Source organism: uncultured Clostridium sp., from assembly GCF_900547735.1.
Classification (GTDB): domain Bacteria; phylum Bacillota; class Clostridia; order Lachnospirales; family Lachnospiraceae; genus Otoolea.
Genome location: NZ_URHZ01000103.1, coordinates 1 through 15,389, shown reverse-complemented (window position 1 = coordinate 15,389; position 15,389 = coordinate 1). Strand labels below are relative to the sequence as shown.

Below are 15,389 nucleotides of genomic sequence, written 5' to 3'. Positions count from 1 at the left end.
CTCTCACCATCCCGAACCCCGACCGTCCCGGCGGCGTTCTCGTTCCTCAATTAAAAAAGAACCCGTCTCAGCAGACAGGTTCCAGCAGCCCGGTTTCCACATCCATAACAAAACCGGTGATTGTAATATCGGAAGGGATTAGAGGATGATTCTTAAGGATTGAGACGGAGAGCTTTACCTCCTCCTCCGGTGTCTCGAACCCCTGGAACCAGCGGTTGAAGTCGAGTCCGCTTTGTTCCATCTGAAGGATGGCCTCTTCCGTTATTCCCCGTTCTTTTAGGTGGGTCCTGATTATGTCCGGGGTGATGCCGGCCACGCCGCAGCAGGTGTGGGCGATGACCATCACCTCCGTCACCTTCAGCTCCAGGATGGCGATGAGCAGGCTCCGGATGGAGGTGTCGAGGGGATCGGTAATCATTCCTCCGGCATTCTTTATCATCTTTACATCCCCGTTCTTAATTCCGAGGGCAGCGGGGAGAAGTTCGACCAGGCGGGTGTCCATGCAGGAAAGGATGGCCAGCTTCTTACGCGGGTATTTATCGGCGGCGTAGCGCCGGTAGGAACCATCTCTTACAAATTCCTTATTGTACTTTATCATTTCATCGATCATTATTACCCTCCTCATCAGTACATTTCCGCTATTATAAACGAGAAAGCTTAATAAGGAAAGAAAAAAACCTTAAAGATTATTCAGATAACATCAAAAACGGGTAAAAGTAAGGAAATCCGGTTGACGGTAACATCCGTTGAATTGCCCGAAATATGATGATATAATGATTAACAGAATGCCGGAAAACGTGAGCGTACGGTGGAATATTAAAAATACAGGTAGAAGACGGGAATTGGGAATGAAAGAGCGTGACAGGAAAATCAAAAACAGAATGTACCGGCTGTATGCCGCTCTGCTGGCGGCAACGGTTACGGTGGGACTTTTGTGTATGCTTTTAGTATCACAGAGCAACCGGGTCGTGTCGGCGGAGGCGAAGCGTTATCTGTCGGAATTATCGCAGCAGACAACAAATAAGGTGGACTCGGGGATCAGGAATGAACTCGATATTCTTCAGAATGTCAGCATTACGCTGACTGCATTTGACAAGGACCCGGAGGAGAACGGCGAATACTTCCATCTTCTGACGGAGAAGAGCCCGTTCGACTGGATTGGATATGTGGATCTGGAGGGGACGCTGTATGACAACTATATAGAGGATATAAGGAATGTCGGCGGTTTTACCGTAATCCGGAATGCACTGAATGGAATATCCGGTGTCAGCTCAGAGCTTACTTCAGTTTACGACGAGAGGCAGGGAGCTTTGTATGCCGTCCCGTTTTACATGGAAGACGAACTGGTGGGCGCCGTGGCGGGCTGGATTCCCACGGAGACAATGGTGCTGCTGCTGGATACGGATACGTTCAAGGGATATGGATACTCGCATATTGTCACATTAACCGGTGATTTTATCCTGCATTCCAGCAATGCCAACGCGGTCGTAGACGGAACGAATTACTTTGATACGCTGGAATCCATGAATGCGCAGTTTAGCAGGGACGCTCTGAGCCGTGTCAGGGCGGATATGCTGAGGATGAAGAGCGGGGCGTTTGAGTTTAGCGTTTCCGGGGAAAAACGCATGATGCACTATGTGCCGTTAGCCGAGGGGGACTGGTATCTTTTATCGCTCATCTCCCCTTCCGTCTATATGAGCCGTATCAACCAACTTAAATATTTTGCCCTCGGCAACAGTATCTGCATCGTATCCCTGTTTCTGGTGCTGATTATTTACATACTTTGGACAAAACGGCGTGAGGTATCGGAGATTACCCAGGTAGACCCTGTTACGGGAGGTTTTACGGCCCTGCGTTTTGAAAAAGAAGTGAACCGCTTTAAAAGGGGCGGTCAGGCATTTGCATTTATCACACTGGATATCCGGCGGTTTAAACTGATCAATGATTCCTACGGTAAAGAGGAAGGAAACCGCGTGCTGAAGCATGTCCATGACGTGCTCTCCTCCCAGCTTGAGGCGGGAGAGTGTGTATCGCGTATCGAGTCGGATATCTTCAACCTTGTTATCAGGGAGACGGAACAGGAAGAGATACGGAAACGGATGAAGCATATCGTGGATGAAATCAATGCGTTTAATGAAGGACAGCTGATTCCGTATTATCTTCAGGTTAACTGCGGAGTTTACCTGGTTACCAACCGTTCCGAGGACGTCATAACAATACGCGACCGGGCCAATGTGGCGCGAAAGGGAAGCAGGGAGGCGGGAGATCACCTTCTGAACTGTATGTTCTACACGGATATGGAGCGCCGGAAGCTGCATCAGGAAATAGAGATGGAAAATACAATGGAGATCGCCATGAAAAACGGTGAATTCCAGGTTTATCTCCAGCCCAAGGTCAGCCTGACGACACGAAAGACGGCCGGAGCCGAGGCGCTTGTGCGGTGGAACGTCCCTGGAAGGGGAATCGTGCCGCCCGGAGAATTCATCCCTCTGTTTGAGAGAAACGGATTTATCGTAAAAATCGACCGGTATGTCTTCGAGAAAACCTGCGCCATGCTGCGCAGGTGGACGGAAGAGGGAAGAGAACTGATTCCCATATCGGTCAACCTTTCCAGAAGACACCTGGAAAATCCGGATTTTCTGAAACCGTATATTGAAATCCGGGAACGTTACGGCGTACCGGCAAAATTTCTGGAGATTGAGCTTACGGAGGCTATGGTGTTTGAAAACCTGGGCCGCATCAAGGGAGCTATAGAAGAGATACACAGAGCGGGATTCCAATGTTCCATGGATGATTTCGGAAGCGGATATTCTTCGCTGAATGTATTAAAAGAAGTGCCGATGGACAGCCTGAAAATGGACCGTGGATTTTTCGTCGGAGAGAACGGGCCGAGGGGAACCGACGTCGTAAAAGCAGTGATCGGCCTGGCAAAAGGCCTGGGAATGAAGGTGGTGGCCGAAGGAGTCGAGTCACAGGACATGGTGGAGCTTCTCACCGGAGCGGGCTGCGATATGATACAGGGCTATATTTTTGCAAAGCCGATGCCCGTCGCCGCATTTGAGGAATTCATGGAAGGCGGCAGCAGTTCATAGGCTGTAACATGGCTGTCACATCGTTTTGCTATGCTGTCGGTGTACCCGGCGGAGGCCGGGAAAATTGAAAGAGTGAGGAGACTTACGGTAAATGAGGATACTGATAGCGGAAGACGATCCGGATATGCAGAAAATTCTTACAATGTACCTTAAAAAGGAAGGATATGATGTGACGGCGGTTTCAGACGGAAAAGCGGCGCTTGGCTACCTGATGGAACACAGGACGGATTTGGCTGTCCTGGACTGGATGATGCCGAGGATGAGCGGCATTGACGTGTGCCGGGAGCTGCGGAATTATGGAATACCGGTAAAGATACTGATGCTGACCGCGAAAAGCGGATCCGAGGATGAGATTGCAGGACTCAGCGGAGGGGCCGACGAATACATTCACAAGCCCTTTGATCCGCGTATCCTGATGCTGAGAATCAAGAAGCTGTGCGGACTGGAGAATGTGCTTCGGTGCGCACAGCTCTCACTGAACCAGGAAAACATGACGGTGTCACTGGACGGAGAGACGCTGAAGCTGACAAAGAAAGAATACGAGCTGCTCCGCTATCTGATGGCAAACCGGAAAATCATATTGTCGAGAGAGAAGCTGCTTAAACAGGTCTGGGGAATGGACTATGAGGGAGACGACCGGACGGTCGATACCCATATCAGGAGACTCAGAAGCAAGATAGGGGAGGGCTTTATCACCACCCATGTCGGCCTCGGATACTCACTGGAGGAGCCGTATGACTAAGCTGGCAAAAAAGTTTTTAATCAGTATTTCCCTGGTCCTTCTCGCCGTAATCGGGATATCGGTGGCGGTGAACAGCCGGTTTGCAGAACGTTATTATATCCATCAGAAAAAAGCGCTGCTTGAGCAGATTGCGGCCGGACTCCTGGACGGAAAGGAAGAGACGGAGGGAACCATTGCATCGCTGGAAGAAACGTATGACGCCGTGATCGCGGTTGCCGATACCTCCGGTGATATCAATAAAGTGAACGAGGAGCTGAAATCCGCATTTCTGGAAAAGGGGCTCGGCCTTGCCAGATACTGGCTCTGGGACCAGGATTATGAGAGAACCCTCAGAGAAGGTCGTTTTATGCGGATATACAGGCAGGAGAGGATGAATTACAGCCTGGCGGTCGAGTATGTGGATCTCGGCGGCCGGCTGGCAGGCATTGCCATCGTAATTCCCGATATGGAAGAAATTATTGCCTTAATAAACGTCTGTACGATGATAATCTTCGGTGGAGCCCTGATTCTTATCATTCTTTTATGCGCATTTCTCGTACGGAGAATCACGATACCTCTTGCCGGAATGGAGAAATTCGCGGAGGAGATAGCCGGACAGAATTACGGCAGGATAGAGGTACACACCGGGGATGAACTTGAAACCGTGGCGGAGAGCATGAACCAGATGAGCGGGGCAATCCGTGAGAATTTGAGGGGACTGGAAGAGAAGAACCGTCAGATGGAGAGTCTCCTGAACAATGTCTCCCATGACCTGAAAACGCCGGTGGCTTTGATCAAGGCATATACGTCCGGAATCAGAGACGGGATGGACGACGGAACCTTCCTCGACACAATCATCAGGCAGAATGAGAGGATGGAAGACATCATAGAGAAACTTCTGTATCTGTCGAGGCTCAAATCCGGCGGGAAGGAGTCGGAGACCGTCGATGTGGGGAGTCTTCTGGAAGAACAGCTTGAAGGACTTGCCATTGAACTGCGGAACAGGGGGCTCACGGTCAGAACATCAACGGAGGGAAATGCAACGATACGGGGCGACCGCAGCGCAGTCGGCTGTATGATTGAAAATCTGCTTACCAATGCCGTCAAATACGCTTCGGGAACTCAAATAGAGGTACGGCTGGCGGAGAAAAACGGCTGCCTCATGTTTTCTGTGGCAAATGAAACGGAACAGGAGTTTGATGATCCGAAGCAGCTCTGGGAACCCTTTTATGTGGGGGAGGAGTCGAGAAATAAAAACATGTCGGGAACCGGACTGGGACTTTCAATGGTCCGTTCTATCGCGGAGAAGTACGGTTATGAGTGTACCTGCCGGACGGAAAAAGGAAAAATTGAATTTGTTATTACATTTTAGGTGAAAGAATCCCGCAGACGGGATTCTTTTTTTGATGTGATACCGCTGTCACATCCCTGTAACACCGCTCTGCTATACTTTCCTCACCACGCAAAAGGAGGACAATCAATTGCAGAAGAAAATAATGAGTGCGGTGCTGGCATCCGCCCTTCTCATAACCGGCTGCGCCGGAAACGGAGCGACGGGAAGCAGTATAAAAGAAAACGGGGTCAGAGAAAGCGGAGAAAACGCCGAAGAGGCGGCAGACGCAGGAAGCGGCCGGCCGGTGCGCTTTAAGGTGGAGCCGGAGACCTTTGCACTGACTCTGTTTGACGGGGAAGAAAAGCTGGAAGCTTCCCTGCCGGGTGAACAAAAAGAGGTGGAGGCGGTGAAGGAGAGCGGGGGTGGGACGGAATGGTTCTATCCGCAGCAGAATATGAGAGTAACGGTCACACCGGAAACGGATTATCTGGCGGTTACCTTTCTCTCGGATTCAGGGAAAGACAATAACGGAAACTGGCCGGTTGTAAAGGGGGATTATTTCTATCTTCCGATGGGAGAGGGAAAGAGAGTGCCGGGAAAGGATGAGGGCTGGGCCAAATATCTGACGGATACGGATTTTACCGTGATGGAGAGCCTGTCCATGCCGTTTTTCGCGGTGTCCCAGGGGGAGAAGGCGCTGGTTTACATCATGGAAGATCCCTACCGGACGGAACTGCATTTTGAAAACCCGGACGGACTGGAAGTGGAACTGCGCCACACTTACCCGGAGATAGATCCCAATAAGTCTAAACGGTTCAGAATCTATGTGACGGACAATGAACCGGTCCGGATTGCAGGCGTCTATAAAGATTACCTGAAGGAGACGGGACGTTTTACCACCCTGGAGCAAAAGGCCGGACGGAACCGGGAGGTCCGGAAACTGTACGGTGCCCCCCACTTTTATCTCTGGTGCGGCAGAGCGGTTGAGCCGGAAGATATCAACTGGGCGGCATTTCGCAGGGCGTCGGGAGAACCGGCGTTGACCTATGTGGCTGAGTATGTGCAGGAGCTGGAAACGGGCAGTGAGTTTTTAAATGTGCTGAATGAGATACGCTCCCAGGATTATGTGAGCGGGTACCAGAAGAATGTAATCTGCCGCGGAATCACGGAGGCGGTAGCAGGCCGTGACTTTTATGACCGTGAAAAACTGCCCGAGCCGGTGAAAACTGGAAAACTGCCTGGGCCGGCGGGAACCGCAGAGCCGCTTTCCGGGGCGGAAGAACTCAATGAACCGGAGCGGATTGCATTAAATAAAGCGGCTCTGTATGCAAATCTGTCGGGAGTATTTATTACGGAACCGGAAAACTGGGGAATAAAGGGCAGCGCCGGACTGATAGAAGAAATGAAGGCAGGCGGTATCGATAAAGCCTGGACCGGACTTGACAACTGGGAAAATGCCTGGCGGAATCCAAAGCTGGTTCAGGCAGCGGCGGATGCGGGCTATCTGATCGGGCCGTATGATTCCTATCATTCCATCCATGAGCCAGGAAAGGAAGAATGGAATACGGCGGCATTTAAAGACCTGTCGCTTTATGAGGAGGCTGTGATAGAAAACCGGAACGGTGAGAAAGCGGCGGGATTTAACAAGGTGGGAAGAAAGCTGAATCCTGCCTTGGCCCTGCCGTCCGTCAAGGACAGAACCTCATGGATTCTGGGCACCGGAGTCCCGTTTAATTCATGGTTTGTGGATTGTGATGCGGCCGGAGAACTTTATGACGACTATACGCCGTCCCGCCGGTCGACGATGGAACAGGATACGGCTGCCAGAATGGAGCGTCTTGATTATATAGGGGAGGAACTGGGCATGGTGGTTGGCTCCGAGGGAGGTAATGACTATGCGGCACAGCACATCGCCTTCGCCCACGGAATCGAACTCCCCTCCTTTTCCTGGAGAGATCAGGATATGAAGAAAAACAGGGAGAGCATGTATTACATTGGAAAATATTACAGCGCTTCCGGAGGCGTCCCGGAACATTTTGGTAAGAAAATTCCATTAAAAGAGGAGTGGAGGCGCATTTTCACGGATATCTCCTTCGACGTCCCTCTGTACCGGCTTGTTTATAATGATTCGGTGATTACAACCTATCACTGGGACTGGTCCACCTTAAAGATCGAAGGGGAGGAGACGGCCAGGATGATGAGGGAAATTCTCTATGATGTGCCGCCGCTTTATCATCTGGACCGCGAAACCTGGGACAGGGAGAAAGAGACCATCACGGCCCATGTAAAAGTCTGGTCGGAATTTGCCGGGAAGGCGGTGCGTGAAGAGATGACGGACTTTGAGTATCTGTCCGAAGACGGAAAGGTCCAGAGAACCGCCTTCGGCGAAGATTTGGAGGCGGCTGCCAATTTCTCGGAGGAACCGTTTTTCTATCAGTCAACGGAAATTCCTCCGGGAAATGTGCTGATACGGTCCGGAGATTCCGTACAGCTCTACTGTCCGAGAGTTTACTGATAAGATGGGAAATATTGATAAGATAGGAAATACTGATAAGATAAGAAATACTGACAAGATAGGAAATACTGACAAAATAGAAGATACTGACAAAATAGGGAAAATTTTCAAATCATGAGGATACCGTTTGCAGGGGACCGCGTTATTTAGTATAATGGTAAAAGAATAACAAAAAAAGAAAAAACATTGACAAAAAGATGTAAAGTCAATAAATTACCGGGACAGGGTCAATCATGAGAGCGAAAAGAGGAAAACTGACAACAAGCCTGATGTTATTATCGGCGGTGCCGCTGCTGACATTCGGCTTGATTGTCATGTTAATAACGTCAAAGATAATATACAGCAGCCTGCGTGAGGAAGTGAGGTACAGTCTGGGAGTCCTTGGAACTTTTTCCTACCGGACTTTTGAAGTATTGTACCCCGGAGATTTTGAAAAATCGGGAACGGTTCTGTTAAAGGGCGGAAGGAGCCTGGAGGGCCGCGATGAGCTGGTGGATGACCTGAAAGAGACGGCGGGCGTGGATGCCACGCTGTTTTACGGGAAAGAGCGGTATCTGACCACGATTGTGGGCAGTGACGGCGCCAGAGCGGTTGGGACCGCGGCGGAGAAGGCAGTTACGGACAAGGTGCTGGGAAGGGGAGAAACTTATTTTTCCGATCATGTGCTTGTAAACGGAACGCCGTATTTTGGTTACTACCAGCCGATCCGCAATTCCGATCATTCCACAGTGGGGATGATGTTTGTCGGGAAACCGCGCAATGAGGTGATGAAGCGGATTGACACCAATATTTTCATGGTCTGCGTATCGGCGCTCGGGATGATTGCCATTGCAATCGGAGTCTCCTACTTCTACAGCAGGAAGGTGATCGATCTGCTGAAAAAGACGGAGATGTTTCTGGGGGCTGTGGCAAAGGGAGACCTAACGGCCGGCCTGGAACCGGAAATCCTGGAGCGGTCCGATGAGCTTGGGGAGATGAGCCGCTTTGCCGTTATTCTGCGGGATTCCATTGAATCCGTGGCGGGGAAGGACGCGCTGACCGGTCTCTACAACAGGAGAAGCTGCGACGTGGTTCTGAACAGTCTTGCGGAAAAGGCGGGGCGTGAGAACGGGATGTTCTCGGCCGTCATGGGAGATATCGATTATTTTAAACGGATCAACGACACTTACGGCCACCAGGCGGGGGATGAGGTGCTGAAGATGGTCGCACATGCGATCTCGGTTCATATGGAACATATCGGCTTTGCATTCCGCTGGGGCGGCGAAGAATTTCTTATGGTATACGAGGAGCTGGACAGAAAACGGACTTTTGCGTGTGTCGAAAAGCTGAGAGCCGTTATAAACGGAAGCGAGCTGGACTGGCACGGGGAAAAAATAAGGATCACTATGACGTTTGGAATTGCGGACTGCGGAGAAGCAGGGGATGTGAAGGAGCTGATACGGCTGGCCGATGCCAGGCTGTATTCGGGGAAAAGCAGCGGAAGAAACCAGACCGTTGTCTGCGGCGGGCAGGACGGGAAATAGAAAAATTTATTATTCTAATCAGGATTTTTGATCGGCGGTTACCACAGATCGGAAATTCTGATTTTTTTCTGTTTTTCAGACTTTTGAAGAACACCGTTCATCTAAATAACAGGAAAGAAAAGTAAGAAACTAAGAGAGGTGATAAACATGAGCGATGATGTACGCAGGGAGCTTGTTACATATATCACGGAAAATCAGGAGAGGCTTTACCGTTTTGCCGTCAGCCAGACGGGGGACAGGGAAGATGCGATGGATATTCTCCAGAATGCCGTTGTAAAAGCGCTGGAAAATTATACATCCATCAGGAATCCGGAGTATATGAAGACATGGTTTTTCAGGGTGCTGCTCAACGAATGCTACGGATATATGAGAAAAGGGAGAAGGGAAGTCGCCTTCGAACCGGAACAGGTGTACAGGATGCAGGAGAGTGAACCGGAGCTGGAACCGTATGACTGGGATATGTACCGCCGGATACAGGAGCTGCCGGAGAAAATAAAAACGGTGATTATTTTAAGATTCTATGAGGATTTTTCCCTGGAAGAGATCAGCCGGGCGACGGGGAGCGGGCTGGGCGCGGTAAAATACCGTCTGTATTCGGGGCTCAGGCGTCTTGAAAAGAAGCTGAAGGAGGAAATCAGATGAGGCGGAGAAAACTGGAACAGGATATAGGAAAAACGAAGAAAATCTATGAGTCGATGGAAATTCCCGAAGAACTTGACCAGGCTGTACAAGCGGCTCTGGAGCAGGGGACGGGTAGACAGGGTGAAAGAAAGGTGGTTCCTATGAGGAGAAGAAAGCATTATGGAAGGACCGCAGCCGCTGCGGCCGCAGCCCTGATGGTGTGTTTTATCACAGGACTGAACACGAGCGAGGCGTTTGCCGCTACGGCAAAGCAGCTTCCTATTATCGGCGCCGTCTCCAGGGTTCTGACATTCAGAAATTATGACACGGCTGATGGGGAAAAGGAGATTCATGTGGAAATACCGGAGATTCAGGAAGAATCGGGCAATGAGACCTCCGGCCGTCTTGCCGCCGATGTGAACCGTGAAATTGAAAAGATTATGGAAGAATATAAGGCCGGCGCGGAAAAGAGGATTGCAGAGTACAAAGAGGCTTTCATGGCTACGGGAGGCACCGAAGCGGAATTCGCAGAAAAAGGAATTAAGGTGGACGCCGGTTATGAAGTGAAATATGAGACGGAGGATATCCTCTCTCTGGAAGTGACGGCGAATGAAAACTGGACCTCCGCATACGGAATCCGCTATTACTATAATCTGGATTTGAAGAACGGGAAAAAGATTACGCTGGAGGATTTACTGGGCCAGGATTACGTGAACAGGGCCAATGAGAGCATTCGAACACAGATGAAAGAGCGCATGGCCCAAAACCGGGATCTCGTATACTGGGACGGAAGCGGCGGGATAGACGGATTCAGTACGGTCGATGCAACGACGAAGTTTTATATCGGCCGGAGCGGCAATCCGGTGATTGTATTCGATAAATATGAGATAGCGCCGGGAGCGTTCGGAGCGCAGGAGTTTGAGGTTGCAAGAGAGTGATTAAAGTGAAAAGAGGAAGCGGCAGTCTGCATCGGCAGGCGGCCGCTTCCTCTTTTTTGCTGAGCGGCAATGAAAAGTTCATGAAGCGTGCTTTGCGTCGTTTTACGGGAACGTCTTAAGATTTCTTCAGATTTACATGATATATTTTTTGAGTTTTTATCCTGTAAGATTCCGCTATAACAACGGGAGGAAAATAATGGAGAGAAGAGAACCGGCAATACAGGTAAAAAATGTCAGAAAAGTATACAGAATGGGTGACGAGGAAGTGGTAGCCTTAAACAGAATTAATCTGACCATCTATAAAGGAGAAATCTGCTGTATCTTCGGCACCTCGGGTTCGGGAAAGAGCACGCTGCTGAACCAGTTGGCGGGAATGGAGAAACCGACCAGAGGAGAGGTCCTGATCCAGGGGCACTGTGTGTCCAGGATGAGCGAGGAGGAACTTGCAGCCTTCAGACAGAAGTACATCGGGTTTATCTTTCAGTCCTATAACCTTCTCCCTTCCATGACGGCTATTGAGAATACGGCCATGCCCCTGATGTTCCGGGGGATGGAGAAAGATAAGAGGGAAAAAATAGCGGAAGGACTCTTGAGGAAGGTCGGCCTTTCCCACAGGCTGCATCACTATCCCGGACAGATGTCGGGAGGACAGCAGCAGAGGGCCGGAATCGCCAGGGCTTTTGTGACAAGGCCCCAGGTTGTTTTTGCCGATGAACCGACGGGAAACCTGGATTCAAGGACAACGGCGGATATTATGAAGATGATAACGGGATTTGCCAGAAAATATGAGCAGACCATTATACTGGTTACCCACGATCCGGGCATGTCGCGGTATGCAGACCGGATTGTGACACTGGTAGACGGAAATATAATCGGAGATGAAAGGAAAAGATAGAGATGAAGGGTAAATTAGCGGCAAAACGGACGGCAACATGGATTCTAAGCCTTATGATAGCATTCGGGACCTGCGGCCCGGTGAGGGCGGAGGAATTATCTGCTCCCGCGGCGGCAGAGGCAGCGGCAGGAAGTATGGACGCGGGAAGTACGGCAGTAGGAAGTACGTCGGGAGGAAGTACGGCAGCGGGGAGTGCATCAGCGGGAAGTACGGCGCAGGGCGGCAAGGAGAAAGGACCCTCGGGAAGTGAGGGCGGTGAGGAATCCGGCAATTTGACGGTGGACGGATACGAGGTATACACGGCCGGGAGCAATAAGACGCCGGTGAGCAATATCAGAAAGGGAAAGCAGGTCAAACTGGTTGTCTCCGTCAGATCGGACGGACTTAAGACGGAGGATGTGGGAAAATCGGGAGTTTCCGTCTCCAAACTGTCCGACAGTTTCAGAAATGCCGGAGCGGCGAAGGTAAAAGTTACCTCGGAGCGCGACGAACCGCTGGAATTCACGGTGACCATCCCGAAAACCACCTATTCGGGAAAGGGAAATACACTCCGTCTGAAGGTGAATTATAAAAAGTCGGGCATTCCATCGGAGACGGTGGAGGCCGAGATCAGCGAGTGCGAGGAATATGAGGGCGGCAGCGACGACTCCGAGACGACGGGGCAGCCGGTTATCCGGGTAAAGCGGATCAGCCCGCAGACCTCCATCGGTCCGGGAGAACCGTTTTCACTGGAATTGGAGCTTGAAAACACCAGCGGAGATTCCGACATCCAGGATCTGGTGGTCAGCGTGACGCCGGGCAATTCTCTTTTTATTACGGACGACACAAGCTCCCAGATAGTCAATTACATCGGGACGAAGCAAAAGAAAAAAATCACCGTGAAGATGACGGCGGGACAGGAACTTCCGGGCCCGTCACAGTCGCTCGACGTGGAGATGAAATACAATTATTACTCAGGGGGCAACCTGACGAACGGTTCGCTGTCACAGAAAGTACAGATACCGGTCCGCGGCGGGATATCCGGCCAGCCGGTGATCGGGATCAGCCGCATTGGGGCGGCGGGCCCCGTAAAAGCCGGGGAGGCGTTCAATGTGGTGATAAGACTTGAGAACACCAGCAAAGATAAGGACATCCGCAATCTCTCCGCAGTCATGGAACCGAATGACCAGATTTTTCTGTTGGATACGACCGATACTAAACAGCTCGGGGAATTGAAGGCGGGGGCGGCGATTGAGGTTCCGGTGCGTCTCCAGGCGGGAAGCGAGTTAAACGGAGCCGCTTCCCAACTGCTGGGCCTGACCCTTAAGTTTGATTATGATTCAGATAAGGGAGCCACGCAGGGCAGCGTTTCCGAAAAGCTCGTGATACCAACGGAAGGAAAGGGCGGGAAAATGAATATCCCCACCCCGAATATCATAATCCGTAATTATTCGTACGGTGAAAAAGTCACCGCCGGCCAGGTCTTTGATCTGGAAATGGAGATGGCCAACACAAGCGGCCAGGCCGCTGCCGAGAATGTGGTCGTATCCCTTGAGACGGGGGAAGGAATTTCCATCAATTCTTCCTCCAACACCGTGTACATACCGAAGCTGGGAGCCGGAGAGACGAGTAAACAGGCCGTGAAAGTGCAGGCGCTGTTCCAGTCAAAACTCCAGTCGCCTAAGATCACCATCACGTTCAAGTACGAATATGTGGACGGCAAGGAGAGAAAACAGGCGACATCCACGGAGACGATCGCAATCCCGGTCTATCAGCCGGACCGTTTCGAACTGAAAACACCCGTTTACTCGGAAAATTTCCGTCAGAATGAGGAGGCCACAATTTCTGTTCCGTACGTCAATAAGGGCAGGGGCCAGGTCTTCAACGTGGAGGCAAAACTGGTGGGAGACATAAACGCCCTGGAAAAAGATCTGACTCTCGGAAATTTTGAGGCGGGGAAGAGCGGAACCATCGACTTTGTGGTGACGCCGCAGAACCAGGGAGCATTTGAGGGAAAGATCATCGTGACCTATGAGGATGAAGCGATGCAGGTGAAAACAGAGGAAGTGCCGCTAAACGTCACCGTTGCCGAGGCACAGGAACAGACGGCCGACGCTTTCCCGGAGGAGCCGGAAGGAAGAAAAGGCCTGCCGCTCATTCCTCTGGCAGCGGCGGGGACGGCTCTGCTTATCATCATCGCGGCCGCAGTGAAAGCCGGGAAGAAGAGAGCGGGAAAAGAAGAGGAGGAAAAGGATACGGATGAGGATTGGGAAAAAGACTTCTTTGGTGATGAGCCGGGGGAAGAGGCAGAAGAGGAGGATGAGTCAAAGCAATGAGAATAAAGGATTTGATTACGGTCTGCTTACAAAACCTGAGCCGTCACAAGGCCAGGACCATGCTGACCGTGCTGGGAGTCATCATAGGCTGCTGCTCCGTCGTCATTATGATTTCAATCGGAATCGGAATGAAGCAGGCGCAGGAGAGCGCATTGGCCCAGATGGGAGACCTGACCATCATCACGGTCTATCCGACCGGGAAAAATGCGAACAGTTCCGGAATCAATACCCAGGCAATCGGCAAGATGAAGCAGATAAAGGGGGTGGAAGCCGTCTCCCCCAAGCTCACGGCGCAGAATGTCACGGTAACGCTCTATGCGGGCAAAAATAACCGGTACCGCACCACCTATGCCGAAATCGTCGGCATTGATCTAAAAGAGGCGGAAACGATGGGATATAAGCTGACCGAAGGGAGTTTTGAGCAGTGGAAACCGGGAAAAATCTTTGCAGGCCAGGATTTTGCTTACAATTTTGAGGATACGAAGCGGCCGGAGGGAAGAAACACGATTGACATGTACGGCGGCGAATTTGACGCAAGCGGAATGCCGGTTAAACCGGAGCCCTATTTTGAACCGATGAAGGCGGAAATAACCGCGGAGTTTTCCGACGGCGGCGAAGACGATAAAAAGGTAACAAAAAAATTTGAGACGGCCGGAATAATGAAGGAAGACTATGGCAAAGGGATGGAAACTTCCATGGGTCTTATCATGAGCCTGGGCGATTTGCAGGATCTGCTGGATCAGCAGGCCAGGCTGAGCGGAAAGAAGGTGAAGAGAAAGAAGGGCTATTCAAGCGCCATGGTCAAGGTAAAAGACATCAAAGATGTGGCCGGGGTGGAAAAACAGATTAAGGCCCTGGGGTTTCGGACCAGTTCCATGGAAAGCATCAGAAAACCGATGGAACGGGAGGCGAGACAAAAGCAGATGATGTTTGCCGGAATCGGCGCGGTGTCCCTGTTTGTCGCCGCCCTCGGCATCACCAACACCATGATCATGTCCATTTCCGAGCGGACCAAAGAGATTGGAGTGATGAAGTCCCTGGGATGTTTTGTGAAGGATATCAGGAAAATTTTTCTGCTGGAGGCCGGCTGCATCGGCTTTGCGGGAGGGGTGGCCGGCGTTATTTTAAGCTACGGGGTTTCGATTATCATGAACCTGGCGGCAGGCCAGGCGTCTTCATCGGTTTTTTCGGATATGGGTGGCGATATGATGAGTCCGGCCGGAGGCCTGTCCGTCATTCCCTGGTGGCTGGCCGCGTTTGCCGTTTTATTCTCTGTCTTCATCGGAGTGGGGGCCGGTTATTACCCCGCGGCGAAAGCAGTGGAAATTCCGGCGCTGGAGGCGATAAAACACGATTAAAAGAGCGCGTTTTCTGATAATTTAAATAGGGATTTAATTGAGGAATGAGAACGCCGCCGTTAGGTCGGGGTTCGGGAT

At 51.2% G+C, this 15,389-nt stretch carries 11 protein-coding genes; 10 read left to right on the top strand and 1 reads right to left on the bottom strand.

From position 1 onward, the window contains the following. Positions 1-67: 67 nt before the first annotated feature. Positions 68-610, bottom strand: a complete 543-nt coding sequence (locus QZT18_RS21640) for a carbonic anhydrase (RefSeq protein ID WP_294151413.1) — start codon at positions 608-610, stop codon at positions 68-70. Positions 611-848: 238 nt separating this feature from the next. Between QZT18_RS21640 and QZT18_RS21635 the strand changes: the two genes are divergently transcribed. The 10 genes from QZT18_RS21635 (at position 849) to QZT18_RS21590 (ending at position 15,311) form a co-directional block, all read left to right on the top strand. Next, entirely contained in the window at positions 849-3,092 is a 2,244-nt protein-coding gene (locus QZT18_RS21635) for an EAL domain-containing protein (RefSeq protein ID WP_294151416.1), read from the top strand. Between the two features lie 91 nt (positions 3,093-3,183). Beyond that, the gene (locus QZT18_RS21630; RefSeq protein WP_294151412.1) at positions 3,184-3,834 is read left to right on the top strand and encodes a response regulator transcription factor; all 651 of its coding nucleotides are present in this window, start codon (positions 3,184-3,186) and stop codon (positions 3,832-3,834) included. Beyond that, positions 3,827-5,185, top strand: coding sequence for a cell wall metabolism sensor histidine kinase WalK (locus tag QZT18_RS21625; protein ID WP_294151410.1), 1,359 nt, complete (start codon positions 3,827-3,829; stop codon positions 5,183-5,185). The genes QZT18_RS21630 and QZT18_RS21625 overlap by 8 nt, the downstream gene beginning before the upstream one ends. Before the next feature lie 109 nt (positions 5,186-5,294). Next, positions 5,295-7,661 (top strand): glycoside hydrolase, encoded by a 2,367-nt coding sequence (locus QZT18_RS21620; RefSeq protein ID WP_294151408.1) that lies wholly within the window; start codon positions 5,295-5,297, stop codon positions 7,659-7,661. Positions 7,662-7,894: 233 nt separating this feature from the next. Beyond that, positions 7,895-9,184, top strand: a complete 1,290-nt coding sequence (locus QZT18_RS21615) for a diguanylate cyclase (RefSeq protein ID WP_294151407.1) — start codon at positions 7,895-7,897, stop codon at positions 9,182-9,184. 147 nt (positions 9,185-9,331) lie between these two features. Continuing rightward, positions 9,332-9,826 carry an RNA polymerase sigma factor gene (locus tag QZT18_RS21610; RefSeq protein ID WP_294151406.1) on the top strand — a complete coding sequence of 165 codons (495 nt, stop codon included), beginning with the start codon at positions 9,332-9,334 and terminating at the stop codon, positions 9,824-9,826. Beyond that, complete coding sequence (locus QZT18_RS21605) at positions 9,823-10,743, top strand: DUF3298 and DUF4163 domain-containing protein (RefSeq protein ID WP_294151404.1); 921 nt, start codon at positions 9,823-9,825, stop codon at positions 10,741-10,743. Before QZT18_RS21610 ends, QZT18_RS21605 begins: the two co-directional genes overlap by 4 nt. A 196-nt stretch (positions 10,744-10,939) precedes the next feature. After that, positions 10,940-11,638, top strand: coding sequence for an ABC transporter ATP-binding protein (locus QZT18_RS21600; RefSeq protein WP_125142479.1), 699 nt, complete (start codon positions 10,940-10,942; stop codon positions 11,636-11,638). Between the two features lie 2 nt (positions 11,639-11,640). Further along, entirely contained in the window at positions 11,641-13,953 is a 2,313-nt protein-coding gene (locus QZT18_RS21595) for a hypothetical protein (protein ID WP_294151400.1), read from the top strand. Next, positions 13,950-15,311, top strand: coding sequence for an ABC transporter permease (locus QZT18_RS21590; protein ID WP_294151399.1), 1,362 nt, complete (start codon positions 13,950-13,952; stop codon positions 15,309-15,311). Before QZT18_RS21595 ends, QZT18_RS21590 begins: the two co-directional genes overlap by 4 nt. The last annotated feature ends 78 nt before the right edge of the window (positions 15,312-15,389 follow it).